Below are 17,337 nucleotides of genomic sequence, written 5' to 3'. Positions count from 1 at the left end.
CTGTCTAATCTCCACTCCATCGACTTACAGCAATTACAGATGGAGCCTACGAAGCCATGTCCAATGTCCTGATCATCGAAAGCAGCGCCCGCCAGCAGGATTCGATCTCCCGTCAACTGACCCAGCAGTTCATCAGCCAATGGCAGGCCGCCCACCCGATGGACCGGATCACGGTGCGTGACGTGGCGCTCAACCCGGTTCCGCACCTGGACGCCAACCTGCTCGGCGGCTGGATGAAACCGGCGGATCAGCGCAACGGTAGCGAACAGGCTTCCCTCGACCGCTCCAACGAGTTGACCGACGAACTGCTGGCCGCCGACGTGCTGGTGATGGCTGCACCGATGTACAACTTCGCCATCCCCAGCACCCTCAAGGCCTGGCTGGATCACGTGTTGCGGGCGGGTGTGACCTTCAAGTACACCCCCACCGGGCCGCAAGGTTTGTTGACCGGCAAGCGTGCCATTGTGTTGACCGCCCGGGGTGGCATCCACACCGGCGCCAGTTCCGATCACCAGGAACCGTACCTGCGCCAGGTCATGGCCTTTATCGGCATCCACGACGTCACTTTCATTCACGCCGAAGGGGTGAACCTGAGCGGGGACTTCCAGGAAAAGGGCATCAACCACGCCAAGGCCCAGCTGGTACAGCTCGTGGCGTGAGGTGGTTGATCCTTTAATCGTCAGATAATCGCGCGGTGTTTATATCGCTCCACGCAAACCCTTCAAGTACGCGTACGAACCTCCCTTTGCACTTGTTGCTCCTGAGTGCTCCTGCCCGACTGCCGCTTTAGCGAGGTCGGGTTTTTTTTGCCCCGAGTTTCTTCAATCGCCGAAAACCTTTAATGTCCCGCCCATTCGATGCGAGGCGCACATGGGCTATCTACTGGTTGTCACCCTGATTCAGGCATTTTCCTTCAGCTTGATCGGCGAATACCTCGCCGGTCACGTCGACAGCTACTTCGCGGTGCTGGTGCGTGTGGTACTGGCCGGGCTGGTCTTTATCCCGCTGACTCGCTGGCGTTCGGTCGAACCTGCCTTTATGCGCGGCCTGCTGGTGATCGGCGCGCTGCAGTTCGGCGTGACCTATGTGTGCCTGTACCTGAGCTTTCGTGTGCTTACGGTGCCGGAGGTGCTGCTGTTCACCATCCTCACGCCGTTGCACGTGACCCTGATCGAAGATGCGCTCAACCGGCGCTTCAACCCGTGGGCACTGGTTGCTGCCCTGGTGGCAGTGGCGGGGGCGGCGGTGATTCGCTTCGACCAGATCACCCCGCACTTCCTGATGGGCTTCCTGCTGCTGCAACTGGCTAACTTCACCTACGCCGCCGGGCAAGTGATGTACAAGCACCTGGTGGCACGCTACCCGAGTGACCTGCCGCACTACCGGCGCTTCGGTTACTTCTACCTCGGTGCGTTGCTGGTGGTGTTGCCGGCGTTCCTGTTGTTCGGCAAGGCCGATTTCCTGCCGCAAGCGCCGCTGCAATGGGGTGTCTTGCTGTTCCTCGGGCTGGTCAGCACTGCCCTTGGCATTTATTGGTGGAACAAAGGCGCCTGCCTGGTGCATGGCGGAACCCTGGCGGTGATGAACAACCTGCATGTGCCGGTAGGATTGTTGCTGAACCTGCTGATCTGGAACCAGCACGAGCCGCTGGGTCGCCTGGCCTTGGGTGGCCTGGTGATCCTGGGGGCGGTGTGGATAAGTCGATTGGGCGTAAAGCCCGCGCCTGGCGTACAGTCTGCGACGTGATCGGTCGAAGGCGAGCGTGAGCGGCAATGAAAGTCTGCTATCGAAAAGAACGGTGTGGGGGCGGCAGAGTGGACAAGATTGATGAACTGATCATTGCAGCCTTGAAGGATGACTCCCGAGTCAGCCTGGCGCAATTGGCGCGGCAAGTTCACAAGTCTCGAACCGCAGTGGAGTCGCGCGTTCAAAAGCTGATTGAAAAAGGCATCATCCTGGGCTTCACCATCAACGTCGCCGAGGGCGATGAGACCCTGCAAGCGGCGTTCTTGATGCTGACGCTCAATGGCAGCAACTGCCATCTGGTGTTTCCGAAGATCCAGCAGTTCAGCCAGGTGGTGCATGCCTATTCCCTGTTTGGCGACGTGGACATGATGCTCGACGTTCGGTACAGGAGCTTTGAAGAACTGATGGTCTTCAAGGACAGCCTGCTGAAGATCGAGCATGTGAAGGAAGTGGTGGTCAACCCGGTGCTGAAGGCCTGGCGCTAGGCGCCGGCCACCCCTTGATGTGCTGGCTTCAGGCGTGGTCGCGCACGGTTTCAAGAAAATGATGGCTCAGGTTCGGCATTTTCTGGCGCAGGGTGTCCACGAGTTCTTCGATGACCGCCTGGTTGAACTGGAACGATGTGTCGTCGTGCCCCAGGATCACCACCAACAACCTCGACGAGTCTTTTGTCAGCCGGAAGTCATGGGCATCGGCATCCACCTTGCCGATGCTCGCCAACGGCACATCACCGCAGGTATAGACGATATCGCCGACGGGAATCGTGATGGCCTTCTTGGCGAACAGGGGGCGTAGCACCCTCGGCTTTTCCGACCGCATCACGTAGATGTCATCCTTCTGATGATAGGTGTGCACGCCGATGCTGACCCCATGCCGGATCGCGACCGCGTTATAGGCGTCGACGATGTTGTTGATGGGGTACACGCCTTTGGCGATGAAGCGGCGCAGCAGCTTTTCGTTGGCGCTCACGGTATTTTCGTAGCCGAGTTTCTTGAGCTGTTTGGCAAACCCCTCGTATACGACGTTCGAGTCCAGCTCGTTAAGGCGCGAGGCCACGTGGTTCAGGTTACTTTGCAGTACCCCGACGAAGCTCTGGTCATCCGAGACGGTGATGTCTTCGATCACGGCGGCGCACGCATTATTGATGCCCAGCTCACAGGCTGACTTTCTGATGATCAAGCGACTTTTCATAACCTTAGCCCCACAGTTTTTTTCGCAGGTTGGCGGTACTGGTGTCCAGTTGCTGCGCCGAAGGGCTTTGCAGCCAGAACAGCCCTGGACAGGTGGCGAAGTCGATCGTGACCGGCGTGGTATCGCCGGCGCCGATGAAATAGCGGTGCCCGCAATAGGCCTCGTCCGCCTGGGCGCTTTGTATGGCCTGGGGTGAGGGCGGAGCGAAGGCATGGCGTTCATCGGAACAGAAGAAACCGATCCGGCCATGGCTGATCTGGCTGACCGCATCGGCCTGGGGGCGTGGGTGGCCGAGGTAGCTGTCGATCGACAGTGACAGCAAGTCGGGGTGATACACCTGCTGGAACAGCAGGGGCGCGATGCCGCCGTGCAAGCGACCGCCGGCCTCGATCATCACCGGCCCGGCCTCAGACCAGATGATTTCCATATGAATCGGCCCGACCCGCACGCCCAGGGCCGCTGCCGCCTGGCGCGCGTAATCGGTCAGCGGTTGCAGTTCTTCAGCCCGCGGGTCGAGGGTGTCGAGGCTTTCGTAGACAAACATGCTGCCGTTCTTCTGGATCTTGGTGTACTTGCAGACGCTGGCAACGACGTAGGTGCCGTCAAAGGCGACCATGTCTACCACGTACTCCGGTCCCGCTATGAACGACTGCACGATAAAACCGAGATTGACTTCGCCCAGGTCGTTTTTCTGCTGCCAGGCCGCGTTTTTCAAGGCGGTCTCCACTTCGCGCTTGCCCTGGGCAAACACCACGCCTTCGGTGGCGGCCGAGTTCAGCGGCTTGACCACATAGGTGGCGGAGTCGTCGAGTTTGGCCAGCACTTCGCCGATGCGGCTCGGTGAGCTCAGCAAGTGCGAATCGATGTGGGCCAACTGGTATTTTTTCAGCGCCTGCTGCATGGAGAATTTGTTGCGTCGCAGGTCGCTGGTGATACGGCTGTTGCCCGGGATGTCGAGCAGCTCCGTCAGGTAGTCCGTGAGGTAGATCGCGGTTTCGCAACCGGCGATCACGGCGCTCGGTGACAAGGCTTCCAGGGTAATCAACAGGCTCTCTTCCCAGGCATACACCTCATGGAAGTTCTCTGTGATCAAGTCGTTGGTGAAGTGTTCAGGCAAGGCGCGCGTGGAGATCACGGCGATGCACCGTATGCCCTGTGCGTTGAGCAAGGGCGCGTAGAGTTTGCCCGTGGAGAACGGGTCAACGATGAGTACGGTTTTCACGTCGTGCATTCCTTATTCCGTGGTGGCCGTGGGCGCGGCGGCCGGGGTCAGTTTCCATGCCAGTACGGCGGTGGCCAACAGGCCGGCGGAGACGATCATCAACAGGCGGGCGCCTTCGAGTCCGAGAAATCCCGAGGTGGTGAAGAACGTCAGGATCATCGGTGCCGAGCCACTGACCAGCAGGTAGTAGAGCGAACTCTTGGCCGCGATCACATCGGCTACCCGGGCGTTGGGCGCCGACTCGATCAGGGTTTTACGCAATTGGATCCGCAGGCTGTTGATGCAAAAACCCAGCAGGAAGGCCGCGGCCATCATCACGTAGAGGTTCTGGAAGTAGACGATTGCCACGTCCGCCAGTATCACCAGCGAGATGGCCCCGTAGCTGTTGAGCTTGATGCGCGGCAATACCGCGGCGCTGAAGGCGCCCAGGCCGGCCAGGCCACTGGCGACGCCGAACAGGGTGGCATTCCACTCATTGAGCTTTTGAAAAACGATGGGCACCAGGCTGTTGAACGCGCCGATATGGAACCCGATCATGCTCAACACGATGATCAGGATGTAGAGGTTGCGCGGCAGGTCCAGCGGCCGCGCAGTGGAGGGCCCTGTGGCCTGTTCGGCGGTATGTTCGTTGGGGTTGTCGGCCACCAGGAGGATGGCCGCGAGCGAGAGGATCGCCGCCAGGCTGATGATCTGCAGTGTCTGGTTGACCGAGAACACATCCACGATCAACCCGCCCAGCAGCGCACCGCCGAAGGCACCGATCTGGATGGAGGTTTGCATCAACCGCGCGCAGGTATCGCTGTCGGTGAGGCCGGCCAGCACCAGCTTGGTATTTTTCGATTCCAGGGTGCTGATGGTGAAGTAGTCGGTGACGCCCACCACGAACGCGATGGCCAGGAAGCCGATGGGCAGCAAGGCGGCCTGGGTAAACGACAGCCCCAGTACTGCGGCGAAGGCCGCCAGGCGAATGTACAGCAGCCGTTTCAGGCTGAGTTCAATGGTAAAGAACTTGCCGATGTACTGTTCGCACAAATAGGGCACCACGGTGGCCACGCACAAGGTGGCGCCGACCAGGAATGTCGAACCGGTAGTCTCCAGGCCGAACCAGACCATCGCGATGACAATCGCCATGTCGAGGCCGGTGAAGAGGGTCACGATTGAATAGAACGCGGTCAATGTCGATTTAGTATTCATGGGCTTCATCAGTCGTAACGGGAGATTTTAAGCAGCGGCACACAGCGCTCGGTGTCGCCGACGACGGTGCTGATCTGGTTCATGACGCGCACGGTGGGCAGCGCCTTTTTTTCCAGGTTGCAGACCTTGTAGGCATTGTCGTGCCAGGGACAGATCACGCTTTGGCCGTCGCCTGTCACTTCGCCCATGTGCAGCGGGCCGCCACGGTGGGGGCACGAGGTGGGCAGCAATTGCGTCGAATAGGCGTGACGCTTGAGAAAGTAGGTTCTTTCCCCCACGGCCACAAAGTTGGCGTGGTCGAGATTCAGGCTGATGGCTTTCATTGGGTTGCCTACTCAGATGGCGGTGACGGTGTACGTGCAGGACGGGCTGGTGATGCGGGTGCCGTGCAGCATTCCCTTGGGAATTACCACGCCTTCGCCGGCCTTGAGGCGCACCGTCAGTTCGGGGCTGGCGACGAACTCCAGCTCGCCTGATTCGACCCAGAACAGTTCGTCATTCGGGTGGGTATGCAGCACCGACAGCTCGTGTTCGGTCTCGGTAATCCTCAGGTCCACGGGTTTGTGGCCCTGGAGCGCCGCTGCCTGTGCGCGATGCTCATCGAACGCGTCATGCCAGTTGATATGGGCATACAACTCTTCGTCGGCGATGTCCTGAAGCAGCCTGAACTCTTCAAAGCCGCGAATAAGGTCGGGGATGATCTGGGTGCCGAACTGCTTGATCATGGGAATGATCAGGCGCTGGAGGGCCATTCTTCCGTGGTGCACATCGATGTGGGCATGCTCATCGAAATAGTCCGTGGAAACGTTGCCGTTGAAGATGGTCTTGATCGCGCGTGACTGGTGCTTGGTGGTCAGCGCCAATGTAGCTTCGGTGTAGTACATGGCGCCGATATAGCGGAACAGCTCGCCATGGTTGGCCGATACGTAGTGGAAGTAGTTGGTGAGCGACAGCGACGCCGGCGTATAGAACTGCCAGTAGTGGTGCACGTGATGGGACATGCCCATGTCCTGGAGCATGTCTTCAAAAATGGTGCTGTGCTTCTTTTTGTCGACGCCGTAGCCGTACTCGTCGATCAGGATCTTGAACAATTCGCTGGTGTACACACCGCTGTTACCCAGTACGTTGCGGGCCATGGCCGATGCTTCACTGAGGAAGTCTCCCGCACACTGCGTCATGAAAAACCTGGCGGCTCGCTCGGGGTGGCGGCTGGTGGTCAGTACTTCATGGAGTTTGGACTCGGATCGGGCGACGTCATCCAATACTTTATCGGTGTGGGCGATAAAAGAGTCCAGGCACCAAGGGCCATTGATATGTACTTCTTCCTTGAGCCAGTTGTACAAGTAGTGTTCCAGCAACGGGCGGATCTTTTTGCCACTGGCCGCGTGCTGGGGATCATAGAAACGCTTGAACGCCTTGAAGTCGAGTTCCAATGGCGGCTTGGGCAAGAAGACCAGGTCTTGTTCGTAGATATTCAATAACAACCGCTGTGCCAATAGATGCTGGCTGTTTGAAAGCTGGTCGCTGGTCAGGCAGGTGGTGATGATTGAATCGGTGACGTCCTGCGGCCGCGAAGGGCGCTGGTAGGGGTTTTGGGTATAAAAATCGTGGGGTTGAGCAAAGGCGCCAGCACCACAATAGTGGGTCAATGCTTCGGCATTCGAACTTAATACAAAGTCTGCTGCATTATCGGAAAGCTGAGTTGTCCATAACATGAGGGAGGCCTTTTGCTGGCGTTGTTTGATGGCCAGATGCTAAGGCGTGGATTTTTTTTAAAACAGATTAGAAATAGTGCGCGCAAGTAGTGAAATTCACTAAAGGCGTAGGAGAAATTTTCTTTATGGGGTGGGCCCGTTGAATAATCGGCAGCAGCGGCTATACATAGATGCTGGCTTTTATCGGTCGTGTTTAGATGAATACGGTTGCGCCCATCGTCCTATATAGATAGCGACGAGGCGCTTCCCAGCCCCTCGTCGATATCGTTGTCACTACTCCGGGGTTTCCAAGGTTCGGGCAGTGCCTGCCAGGGCCAGTATCCCGGTGCGCAAGTCGGTGCCACTGGGTTGCTGGTACAGGTTCAATCCGAACTCCGGCAACACGGCCAGCAGGTAGTCGAAAATATCCCCCTGGATCCGCTCGTAATCGGCCCACGCGGTGGTGCGGGTAAAGCAGTAGATCTCCAGCGGCACGCCCTCGGCGGTGGTTTGCATCTGGCGCACCATGCAGGTCATGTTCGGCTGGATGTCCGGATGGCTTTTGAGGTAGGCCAGGGCATACGCGCGGAAGGTGCCGAGGTTGGTCATGCGCCGGCGGTTGGCCGACAGTTGCGCGCTGTGGCCCTGGGCTTCGTTCCAGGCCTTGAGTTCGGCCTGCTTGCGCCCGATGTAGTCGGTGAGCAGGTGCACCTGGGTCATGCGTACTTCTTCATCGTCACGCAAAAAGCGCACGCCGCTGGCATCGATAAACAGGCTGCGCTTGATGCGTCGCCCACCCGAGGCCTGCATGCCGCGCCAGTTCTTGAACGATTCGGACATCAGGCGCCAGGTCGGGATGGAGACGATGGTCTTGTCGAAGTTCTGCACCTTGACCGTGTGCAGGGTGATGTCCACCACATCGCCGTCGGCGCCGACCTGGGGCATTTCGATCCAGTCGCCGACGCGCAGCATGTCGTTGCTGGTCAATTGCACGCTGGCGACGAACGACAACAGCGTGTCCTTGTAGACCAACAGGATCACCGCCGACATCGCACCCAGGCCCGACAGCAGTAACAGTGGCGAACGGTCAATCAGGGTCGCGACGATGATGATCGCGCCAAACACGTACAGCACCATCTTCGCCAACTGCACGTAGCCCTTGATCGAGCGGGTACGCGCGTGTTCGGTGCGCGCATAGATGTCCAGCAGGGCGTTGAGCAGGGCGCTCATGGCCAGCATCAGGAACAGGATGGTCAGGGCCAGGGCCACGTTGCCGATAAACAGGATGGCGGTCTTGCTCAGGTCCGGCACCAGGTACAGGCCGAACTGGATCACCAGCGAAGGCGTCATCTGCGCCAGGCGGTGGAAGACTTTGTTGTGCCGCAGGTCGTTGAGCCAGTGCAGCGCCGGTTGCCGGCCGAGCAATTTGACGGCGTGGAGGATGAGGTAACGGGCCACCCGTCCGAGCAGCAGGGCCACCACCAGCAACACCAGGAAACCGAGGCTGGCATGCAGCAGCGGGTGTTCGTCGAGGGTGCCCCAGAGGTTTTGGACGTTGAGCCAGAGCTGTTTGATATCCATGGATGAAACCGATTCTTCTGTAAGACAAGACGGCGCGATTAGAGCATTTAAGTGCAACAAAGTTGATGCCGTGGACAAATGCTCTGACAAAAAAGCAACTGATTAGCGCCGTTCGCGTAAAGACACTCGGTTTGGACGCCCGAAACCGGTACCCTATGCAGCTGATTTTTTGTATTTCTTCGAGGTAGCACCCGTGTTTTCCCAATTCGCCCTGCACGAACGCCTGCTCAAAGCCGTGGCCGAGCTTAAATTTGTCGAGCCTACGCCTGTGCAGGCAGCGGCCATCCCGCTCGCGCTCGAAGGGCGTGACCTGCGGGTGACGGCTCAAACCGGGAGTGGCAAGACCGCCGCTTTCGTGCTGCCGATTCTTAACCGCCTGATCGGCCCGGCCAAGGTCCGCGTCAGCATCAAGACCCTGATCCTGCTGCCGACCCGCGAGCTGGCCCAGCAGACCTTGAAGGAAGTCGAGCGCTTCTCGCAGTTCACCTTCATCAAGTCCGGCCTGATCACCGGTGGCGAAGACTTCAAGGTCCAGGCCGCCATGCTGCGCAAGGTGCCGGACATCCTGATCGGCACGCCTGGGCGCATGATCGAGCAACTCAACGCCGGTAACCTTGACCTCAAGGAAGTCGAGGTGCTGGTGCTCGACGAAGCCGACCGCATGCTCGACATGGGCTTTGCCGACGACGTGCAGCGCCTGGTGGCTGAATGCGTGAACCGCCAGCAGACCATGCTGTTCTCCGCCACCACCGGTGGTTCGACCCTGCGCGAGATGGTCGCCAAGGTCCTGAACAACCCTGAGCACCTGCAGGTCAACAACGTCAGCGACCTGAACGCCACCACGCGCCAGCAGATCGTCACCGCTGACCACAACGTGCACAAGGAACAGATCCTCAACTGGTTGCTGGCCAACGAGACCTATCAGAAGGCCATCGTGTTCACCAACACCCGCGCTGCCGCCGACCGCATCTACGGCCGCCTGGTGGCCCAGGACTACAAGGCGTTTGTGCTGCACGGCGAGAAAGACCAGAAGGACCGCAAACTGGCGATCGACCGCCTCAAGGCCGGCGGCGTGAAGATCCTGGTCGCCACCGACGTCGCCGCGCGCGGCCTGGACGTGGACGGCCTGGACATGGTCATCAACTTCGACATGCCCCGCAGCGGCGACGAATACGTGCACCGTATCGGCCGTACCGGGCGTGCGGGCAACGATGGCCTGGCGATCTCGCTGATCTGCCACGGCGACTGGAACCTGATGTCGAGCATCGAGCGCTACCTCAAGCAGTCGTTCGAGCGCCGCACCATCAAGGAAGTCAAAGGCACCTACACCGGGCCGAAGAAGGTCAAGGCGTCGGGCAAGGCCGTTGGCGTGAAGAAGAAAAAAACCGACGCCAAGGGCGAGAAGAAAAAGGCCGGTGCCAAGTCGCCGACCAAGCGCAAGATCGCCAACCGGCCGAAGACCGACAACCTGTCGCTCGTCAGCAAGGATGGCATGGCGCCGCTCAAGCGTCGCAAGCCAGAAGCACCCGCTGCCGAGTAAGGCGTGGGGGATGTGAAAAAACCGGACGTTGTCCGGTTTTTTTTAACCTCAGTTGTTCGCCTTGGCCGCCGCTTCTTTCAATTCCTTGAGCCGGGCGTCGATCAACTGGCACTTGTCGGGGAACTCCGCGCTTTCAGTATCCAGGTCCATCTTCTGCAGCTCGTCGTTCATCTCCTTGGCCTTGGTCGGGTTCTGCTCGGTGAGTTTGGCCACTTCCTGGGCCAGTTGCTCGCGCTTGGCCGTGGCCTCCTCCGGAGTGCAGGCCCAGGCAGGCAGGGCGGTGAGCAACGTGGCGGCGATGGCCAGGTTCATCAGGGTTTTCATGGTCGGACCTCCTTGGCGGTGATGCTCAGTTGAGGGGGCGAACGTCTGGAAAGTTCAGAGAAATGACGCCCGTCGGTTGGTATGAACGGCCATAGACCCACAGGGTCACTCCTACAGACGGGCTACTTTCCTTAGGCCTGCAGGAGGAATCAGGATGACGACTTACAACTGGGATCTGATCGAACGTCTGCTGCATGAAGTGCAGAACGGCGAGGGCAGCTTTGCCCCACGCAAATACGCCGAGCAGGAAGCGGCCGAGAAGGCCACTGCGGGCGAGTCCACCGGTAACCTGGATGCGCTTAAAAAGACCGCCGCGGACTATGAAGCGCTGTTGTTCAAGCGTGGGTTTATCGAGTCGCGGCCTGAGGAAGAAGGCGGTAACGGAGAGAATTTCATTCTGACCGCCCTGGGCGCGCAGCTGTTGGCGCTGATCGACAGCTCCATCCCGGGCAACGATCACCCGCGCCAGGTGCTGGATGAGCAGGCCGATGCGTTGGATCCGGCGACCTTCGCTGAGGTGGCGTCCAAGGCACAGATTGCCTGACCCCTCCATGCCCCGGCACCCAGGCGGTGCCGGGCACGCCGAAACTGTCGGATCGGTAATCTGCCGCTAAGGTTGCTGACAGCCGGCGACCCCTAATCTGCTGCCATTCAACTGACGGACTTGAATCGGCATGCACTCTACTACCTCCAGACGAACCTTCGTCAAAGGCCTGGCCGCCGGCGGCCTGCTGGGCGGGCTCGGGCTATGGCGCACGCCGGTATGGGCGCTGACAAGTGCGGGCGAGCCCACGGTGCTGGCGGGCAGCGAATTCGCTCTGTTTATCGAGCAGACGCCGGTCAATCTCACGGGTCAACAGCGCACCGCGTTGACCATCAATGGCAGCCTGCCCGGCCCGTTGCTGCGCTGGCGTGAGGGCGACACCGTGACCCTGCGCGTGCACAACCGCCTCAGCGAGCCGACGTCGATCCACTGGCACGGCATCTTGTTGCCGTCGACCATGGACGGCGTGCCCGGCCTGAGTTTCAAGGGCATCGAGCCGGGTGGCGTGTTTGTCTATCAGTTCAAGGTCAGACAGCACGGCACTTACTGGTACCACAGCCACTCCGGGTTCCAGGAGCAGCAGGGGGTGTACGGCCCGCTGGTCATCGAGCCGTTGGAGCCCGAGCCCTTCACCTGCCAGCGCGACTACGTGGTGATGCTCTCGGACTGGACCGACGAAGACCCCGTCGCCCTGATGAAGACCCTCAAGAAGCAGTCCGATTACTACAACCTGCATAAGCCCACCGTGGGCGATTTCGCACGGGATGTGGGCAAGCAGGGCTGGTCGGCCACTGTCAGCGACCGGCTGATGTGGGCGCAGATGAAGATGAACCCTACCGACCTCGCGGACGTCAGCGGCCAGACCTACACCTACCTGCTCAACGGCCAGCCCCCCGGCCTCAACTGGACCGGGGTGTTTGAAGCCGGGGAGAAAATACGCCTGCGCTTTATCAACGGTTCGGCGATGACCTATTTCGATGTGCGCATTCCGGGGCTGAAGATGACCGTCATCGCCGCCGATGGCCAGCCGGTCAAGCCGGTCAGCGTCGATGAGTTCCGCATTGCGGTCGCCGAAACCTTCGATGTGCTGGTGGAGCCCACGGCAGCGGCCTACACGCTGTTTGCCCAGTCCATGGACCGCACGGGTTATGCCCGTGGCACGCTTGCCCGCCAGGCGGGGGCGACGGCCCCCGTACCGGCACTTGAGCCGCGCCCCTGGCTCACCATGGACGACATGGGCATGGGTGGGATGGATCACGGCGCCATGGCGGACATGCCGGATATGGCGGGCATGGATCACAGTGGGATGGGCGCGATGTCGATGCAGAGCCACCCGGCCAGCGAGCAGAACAACCCTTTGGTGGACATGCAGGCGATGAGCCCGGTGCCCAAGCTCGACGATCCCGGTATCGGCCTGCGCAACAACGGTCGGCGAGTGCTGACCTACGCCGACCTGCACAGCACCTTTGAGGACCCCGATGGCCGCGACCCCGCGCGCACCCTTGAATTGCACCTCACCGGGCATATGGAGAAGTTCGCCTGGTCATTCAATGGCGTGAAGTTCTCCGATGCCGAGCCCTTGCAACTGACCTATGGCGAGCGCGTCCGGCTGGTGCTGGTCAACGACACGATGATGAGCCACCCGATTCACCTGCACGGCCTGTGGAGCGACCTGGAGGATGAAAACGGCCAGTTCCAGGTCCGCAAGCACACCATCGACATGCCGCCGGGCTCGCGCCGCAGTTACCGCGTGACCGCCGATGCCCTGGGGCGTTGGGCCTATCACTGCCACCTGCTGTACCACATGGAAATGGGCATGTTCCGTGAAGTGCGCGTACATGAATGAGGACGCGAGCATGAGCCGTCGGGTTTTATCGGTGTGTATCGCGCTGGCCGGGTGGACATTCGGCTCGCTGGCGCAGGCCGAGGAGTTTCAAGGCATGAGCCCGGCGGTTCCGGCGCTGAGCGAAAGCCGTACGCCGATCCCGCTGCTCACCGACGCTGATCGCGCCGCTGTGTATAACGCGCCGGGCGGGCATGTGGTGCATGACAGCGGCATCAACTCAATGCTGCTGGTCAACCAGCTGGAATGGCAAGGCGGCGGTGGCGGTGGTGCGCTGAACTGGGACATCAAGGGTTGGGTCGGTGGTGACATCGACCGTCTGTGGCTGCGCAGCGAAGGCGAGCGCAGCGCCGGTCGCACTGACAGCGCCGAAGCCCAGGCGTTGTGGGGGCACGCCATCAGCCCTTGGTGGGACCTGGTTGGCGGCGTGCGCCAGGACTTCAAGCCCGGGGACAGCCAAACCTGGGCGGCGTTCGGCCTGCAGGGCATGGCGCTCTACAACTTCGAGGCCGAGGCGACGCTGTTTGTGGGCGAGTCGGGCCACACCGCGGCACGCCTGGAAGGTGACTACGACATCCTGCTGAGCAATCGCCTGATCCTTCAGCCGACGGCCGAACTCAATTTTTATGCGCAGAACGATCCGCAACGCCGGGTGGGCGCAGGCCTGTCGGAAAGCGAGCTGGGCCTGCGCTTGCGCTACGAGGTGCGCCGGGAGTTGGCGCCTTACGTGGGGGTGAGTTGGAACCGCAGCTATGGGCGGACGGCGCAGTACGCTCGCGATGAAGACGAAGACATCAGCCAGCTGCGCTGGGTGGTCGGTGTGCGCCTTTGGTTTTAACCGGTTTTTTATTCCTATAACTCGCCGCCTTGAGCGGCCTGGAGCCTTGCATGTCAATGTTGAAAACCGCGTTAACGGGGGGAGCACTGTGGGTCGGATTGATGATCAGCCTGCCGGCCTCGGCCCATCCGAAACTGCTGTCATCCCTCCCTCCAGCCGGGGCCCAAGGTGCCGCGCCGGCCGTCATTGAACTGCGCTTTTCGGAGAACCTGCTGACGCAGTTTTCCGGGGCCCGGCTGACCATGACCGATATGCCCGGCATGCCCAATTCGCCGATGCCCATCAAGGCCAGTGTCGCGGCGAGCACCGACCCCAGGGTGATGCTGATCAAGCCGGCTTCTGCACTGGCTACCGGCACCTACCGGGTCGATTGGCGCGCAGTGTCATCCGACACGCACCCGATTACCGGTAACGTGGTGTTCAGCGTCCAGCCATGAGCGAATTGACCCAAGTCACACTGCGCTTTGCGCTCTATCTTGACCTGATGCTGTTGTTTGGCCTGGGGCTCTTTGGTCTTTACGGACTCAAGGCGCCGGAGCGCGTGCTGCTGAATTTGAGGGGCCTGCTGCGGCTGACGGCTGGCGTCGGGATAGTGCTGTCGATAGCGTCGCTGTTGGCGCTGACCCAGGCCATGAGTGGCGCAACGGATTGGCAGACGCTGTGGCCGCATCTGCACATGATGCTCTGGCAGACCGACCTGGGCGTGACGTGGTGGCTACGGATGGGGGCGCTGGTGGTGGCTGCGCTTGGCCCCCGCCTGCCATTGGCCACTTTGTCGGGTGCCGCCGCGTTGGTGACGCTGGCGTGGACCGGGCACGGCGTGATGCATGAAGGCACGCAGGGTGTGTGGCACATCCTCAGCGACGGCGCGCATCTGTTGGCAGCGGGTGGCTGGGTCGGGGCGTTGGCGGCGTTCGGGTTGTTGTCGAGGCGCACGTCTATGCACGACGCTTATCACGTTCGGGTGCTGGCAAGGGCGCTGAAGGGGTTCGAGCATGTGGGGGCGGGATTTGTAGCGGTGCTGATCGGCACCGGGGTGGCCAACTATCTGTTGGTGGTCGGGCTGAATCTGGACGGCCTTACCGGCGGTGTCTACGCGATCCTGTTGTGCCTGAAACTGGGACTGTTTGGCCTGATGCTGGGGCTGGCGGCGCTCAATCGTTTCCACCTGACGCCGCTTCTGCAACGCTCCGTGGCGGCCGGTGATTATGTCGCTGCCATGGCTGCGCTACGGCGCAGCATGGTGCTGGAGATGGGGGCCGGGGTCCTGGTCCTCGCGCTGGTGGCCTGGTTGGGCACCCTGGCGCCCAATTAGGACTGCGCGCTTTTCAGGCATTTGAGCGCCTGGAAGTCACTGCGGACCTTGTCGATTTTCTGGGTGAGTTTCAGCCGTTGCGGCACGCTGCTGTCGGCCATGATGTCGATGATCAGGCTACGCGCAGCGGCTTCGGTCTGGGCATACGCCGCGCGATACTCCGGTGTCCACAGGCTTTCGCGGTCCACCAGCAGTTGCTGGATTTTCTGCGGGAAATCGGCGCTGTGGCGTTGCTGCACGGCGTCGATGAATTGTGCCTGCCAGTGGGCACGGTTGCCGATCCACTGCTCGTTCTGCTCGCCCAGGCTGATGGACCAGGCCATTACCCGGTTCTTCTGGCTATCGCTCAGTGGCCCCATCCACGCATCCAGACGCTTGCTCATACGCTCGGCGCGGTCCTGGATCTGCTTGGCCAGCGGCGGCTTGAGGTATTCGTCCTGGCGTTTGCGCAGGTCCTTGGCCAGGGCATCGTTCATGTCGTTGACCTGCTGGTCATCCAGCCCTTGTAACAATTCAATCGCCGACGGGGTGATTTCCCGCGCCACCTCGGCAATCGCCTGCTTGGCCTCAACCGTGCGGGTTTGCAGCGCTGCATCGGTGACCTGGTTGCTCTCGACCATTGCTTGCAGGCGGTCGAGCCAGTCGAGGTAACCCGGCAATTGGGTGGTGCAGTGCCAGGCCAGGTGGTCCTTGAGCTTGTCGTTGAACCAGCTCTTCTGCCCGGCGTTCATGTCCAGGTAGTCGTTGAGGGTCCAGGGGATGATCACGTCCAGGTTGCGGTAGGCCAGGCCCACGCGGTTGCAGCCGGCGAGCACCAGGCTCAGGGTCAGGAATACCACCAGCAGTTTGAGCCGATGCAACATGGGCGTGTCCTTGCGCAGAGGGAGTCAATGCATGTGAACCCGCGGCGCACGCGACAGTTCAGCCCATCAATAAAACGACCGCACCGCCTTCAGGGTCAACAGGCCATCGCATTGCGAATTGTGTCCGGAGTAGGCCGAACAATCGCCACCGCTGAGGCTGGAGTCGCTGTAGATCAGGTCCAGGTCGATGCCTTTCCAGGCGCGGGAGAACTGCACCGACCAGTCGCTGAAGCTGCTGATGGTGCCGCCCTCTACCGAAGCCGGCGTGCCCAGCTGATGGGTGGTGTATTTCATGCTGACGCCGATGCCGAAGGGCTGGGTACCGCCGAGGTCGGCGAACAGCGTGCTGTCCTGGCGGTCCGGGTCGTTGCTGAAGGAAGCGCCGAAACGATTGCCGAGTAGATTCAGACCGCCGTAGAACTCCTGGCTGTCGAGGGGGCTGAGCTTGGGGTAACTGTAGTGGATCAGGCCGACTTCGTAGCCCAGGGTCTGGTCGAAGGGGTGTTTGAACCCCATGTAGGAGTCGACTTCGAGGGTGCTGGCCGAGGACAGGCCCATGTTCGGCGAAAACTGGCCGAAGTACAGGCCGCTGTCATGGCTCAGGTCCAGCCCGCCATGGAACGAGTCACTGCCCGGCGAGGTCGGCTTGACCAGGCCCTGGGCCATGCTACGGCTGGGGGTGGTGCCCAATTTCAGGTCGAAGTCGCCCAGTTCACGCTGGAAAATCTGCGCTTCGGCGAGAGGGCTGGCCGCCAGGATACTGGCCACGAAAATGCAGCGTTTAAGCATGCTTCACTCCATGAAAAGCGAGGAGCAGTAACGGAAAAATAGGGCAGATGCCCGTGCTAGACGTGTGCAAGCATACCGGCGAATGCCAGGAGGTGAGGCCCGTTCGTCGATTTGCACGTTCTGAAGATGACGCGAGAGGGTATTTCGGGCTCTAGTCCTAGCGCCTTGAAGGCAAGACGCTTAGGGACCAGATGTGCTGCGCGGTATTACTTTTTACCCAGGCTGATCTGCTTGGACGGGCCGAAAGTCTGGCCGCTCACGCCCTTGGCAATTTGCTGGATTTCGCCACCGGACTTGAGGAAAGCAGCAATCTGGCTGTTGATCGATTCGCTGGTTTCAACGGCGGGAGCTGGCTTTGCTTTGCTGTTGGATGCTTTTACACGCATGGCGGCCACTAACCTGTAGAAAATTAACTTGGCCAGGCATCGTACAGGAAATACTTGACAATTGCTTGGTAAAAATATCCCCCGGGAATAAGCGCGGCGGCGGAAAACAGCCAAAGTTCATCTTTGAAATAAACCCCTAACTTACTGTTTTAACTCGAAACCACGGGCTGAGCCGGCACCGGTGGCGTGGCAAAATTCAGCCGAATGATCGGACGAGCGGGGCGGTGCCACTGGAACGCCAGGCAAACCCGCGATTTTTCAGGCGCG

General features: G+C 60.5%; 19 protein-coding genes. 9 read left to right on the top strand and 10 right to left on the bottom strand.

The genetic code is table 11. The annotated features are described in order from the left end of the window. Window positions 1–56 precede the first annotated feature (56 nt). The 3 genes from FX984_RS11220 to FX984_RS11210 all read left to right on the top strand — a co-directional run bounded on the left by FX984_RS11220 (window position 57) and on the right by FX984_RS11210 (window position 2,231). The gene (locus FX984_RS11220; RefSeq protein WP_065940625.1) at window positions 57–659 is read left to right on the top strand and encodes an FMN-dependent NADH-azoreductase; all 603 of its coding nucleotides are present in this window, start codon (window positions 57–59) and stop codon (window positions 657–659) included. A gap of 211 nt (window positions 660–870) precedes the next feature. After that, window positions 871–1,746 carry a carboxylate/amino acid/amine transporter gene (locus FX984_RS11215; RefSeq protein ID WP_027603762.1) on the top strand — a complete coding sequence of 292 codons (876 nt, stop codon included), beginning with the start codon at window positions 871–873 and terminating at the stop codon, window positions 1,744–1,746. A 68-nt stretch (window positions 1,747–1,814) separates the two neighbouring features. Further along, a complete protein-coding gene (locus FX984_RS11210) occupies window positions 1,815–2,231 on the top strand; it encodes an Lrp/AsnC family transcriptional regulator (RefSeq protein WP_027603763.1) in 417 nt (138 codons plus the stop codon). A 28-nt stretch (window positions 2,232–2,259) separates the two neighbouring features. On the opposite strand, the gene FX984_RS11205 is transcribed toward FX984_RS11210, so the two are convergent. The 6 genes from FX984_RS11205 to FX984_RS11180 all read right to left on the bottom strand — a co-directional run bounded on the left by FX984_RS11205 (window position 2,260) and on the right by FX984_RS11180 (window position 8,628). After that, window positions 2,260–2,937: a phenylalanine--tRNA ligase beta subunit-related protein gene (locus FX984_RS11205; RefSeq protein ID WP_027603764.1), complete on the bottom strand. Its 678-nt coding sequence runs from the start codon at window positions 2,935–2,937 to the stop codon at window positions 2,260–2,262. A 4-nt stretch (window positions 2,938–2,941) separates the two neighbouring features. Next, entirely contained in the window at window positions 2,942–4,168 is a 1,227-nt protein-coding gene (locus tag FX984_RS11200) for an ATP-grasp domain-containing protein (protein ID WP_223841623.1), read from the bottom strand. 3 nt (window positions 4,169–4,171) lie between these two features. Next, window positions 4,172–5,353 (bottom strand): MFS transporter, encoded by a 1,182-nt coding sequence (locus tag FX984_RS11195; RefSeq protein ID WP_027603766.1) that lies wholly within the window; start codon window positions 5,351–5,353, stop codon window positions 4,172–4,174. 8 nt (window positions 5,354–5,361) lie between these two features. Then, complete coding sequence (locus FX984_RS11190) at window positions 5,362–5,676, bottom strand: Rieske 2Fe-2S domain-containing protein (protein WP_146476734.1); 315 nt, start codon at window positions 5,674–5,676, stop codon at window positions 5,362–5,364. 12 nt (window positions 5,677–5,688) lie between these two features. Then, a complete protein-coding gene (locus FX984_RS11185) occupies window positions 5,689–7,068 on the bottom strand; it encodes an iron-containing redox enzyme family protein (RefSeq protein ID WP_223841622.1) in 1,380 nt (459 codons plus the stop codon). Between the two features lie 273 nt (window positions 7,069–7,341). Next, window positions 7,342–8,628, bottom strand: coding sequence for a mechanosensitive ion channel family protein (locus tag FX984_RS11180; RefSeq protein ID WP_098478932.1), 1,287 nt, complete (start codon window positions 8,626–8,628; stop codon window positions 7,342–7,344). Between the two features lie 193 nt (window positions 8,629–8,821). Here FX984_RS11180 and FX984_RS11175 point away from each other — a divergent pair, with 193 nt between their 5' ends. Then, window positions 8,822–10,168, top strand: a complete 1,347-nt coding sequence (locus FX984_RS11175) for a DEAD/DEAH box helicase (RefSeq protein ID WP_027603770.1) — start codon at window positions 8,822–8,824, stop codon at window positions 10,166–10,168. 48 nt (window positions 10,169–10,216) lie between these two features. On the opposite strand, the gene FX984_RS11170 is transcribed toward FX984_RS11175, so the two are convergent. Next, a complete protein-coding gene (locus tag FX984_RS11170) occupies window positions 10,217–10,492 on the bottom strand; it encodes a hypothetical protein (protein WP_027603771.1) in 276 nt (91 codons plus the stop codon). Window positions 10,493–10,646: 154 nt separating this feature from the next. On the opposite strand from FX984_RS11170, the gene FX984_RS11165 reads away from it, so the two are divergent. The 5 genes from FX984_RS11165 to copD all read left to right on the top strand — a co-directional run bounded on the left by FX984_RS11165 (window position 10,647) and on the right by copD (window position 15,032). Further along, window positions 10,647–11,036, top strand: a complete 390-nt coding sequence (locus FX984_RS11165) for a hypothetical protein (RefSeq protein ID WP_017134854.1) — start codon at window positions 10,647–10,649, stop codon at window positions 11,034–11,036. A gap of 130 nt (window positions 11,037–11,166) precedes the next feature. After that, on the top strand, window positions 11,167–12,882 hold the full coding sequence (locus FX984_RS11160) for a copper resistance system multicopper oxidase (RefSeq protein WP_146476733.1): 1,716 nt from the start codon (window positions 11,167–11,169) through the stop codon (window positions 12,880–12,882). 10 nt (window positions 12,883–12,892) lie between these two features. Continuing rightward, window positions 12,893–13,717, top strand: coding sequence for a copper resistance protein B (locus FX984_RS11155; RefSeq protein ID WP_146476732.1), 825 nt, complete (start codon window positions 12,893–12,895; stop codon window positions 13,715–13,717). 50 nt (window positions 13,718–13,767) lie between these two features. Further along, a complete protein-coding gene (gene copC, locus FX984_RS11150; protein WP_027603774.1) occupies window positions 13,768–14,154 on the top strand; it encodes a copper homeostasis periplasmic binding protein CopC in 387 nt (128 codons plus the stop codon). Beyond that, window positions 14,151–15,032, top strand: a complete 882-nt coding sequence (gene copD, locus FX984_RS11145) for a copper homeostasis membrane protein CopD (RefSeq protein ID WP_092355278.1) — start codon at window positions 14,151–14,153, stop codon at window positions 15,030–15,032. The genes copC and copD overlap by 4 nt, the downstream gene beginning before the upstream one ends. Here copD and FX984_RS11140 read toward each other — a convergent pair. The 3 genes from FX984_RS11140 to FX984_RS11130 form a co-directional block, all read right to left on the bottom strand. Then, entirely contained in the window at window positions 15,029–15,895 is an 867-nt protein-coding gene (locus FX984_RS11140) for a DUF6279 family lipoprotein (RefSeq protein WP_146476731.1), read from the bottom strand. The two genes, copD and FX984_RS11140, sit on opposite strands and share 4 nt — an antisense overlap. Before the next feature lie 66 nt (window positions 15,896–15,961). After that, window positions 15,962–16,684: a TorF family putative porin gene (locus FX984_RS11135; RefSeq protein WP_027603777.1), complete on the bottom strand. Its 723-nt coding sequence runs from the start codon at window positions 16,682–16,684 to the stop codon at window positions 15,962–15,964. A 206-nt stretch (window positions 16,685–16,890) separates the two neighbouring features. After that, window positions 16,891–17,070 carry a hypothetical protein gene (locus FX984_RS11130; protein WP_003193095.1) on the bottom strand — a complete coding sequence of 60 codons (180 nt, stop codon included), beginning with the start codon at window positions 17,068–17,070 and terminating at the stop codon, window positions 16,891–16,893. Between the last annotated feature and the right edge of the window lie 267 nt (window positions 17,071–17,337).

This window comes from Pseudomonas marginalis, assembly GCF_008692035.1.
GTDB lineage: Bacteria > Pseudomonadota > Gammaproteobacteria > Pseudomonadales > Pseudomonadaceae > Aquipseudomonas > Aquipseudomonas marginalis.
This window is presented reverse-complemented; position numbering and strand designations above follow the sequence as displayed.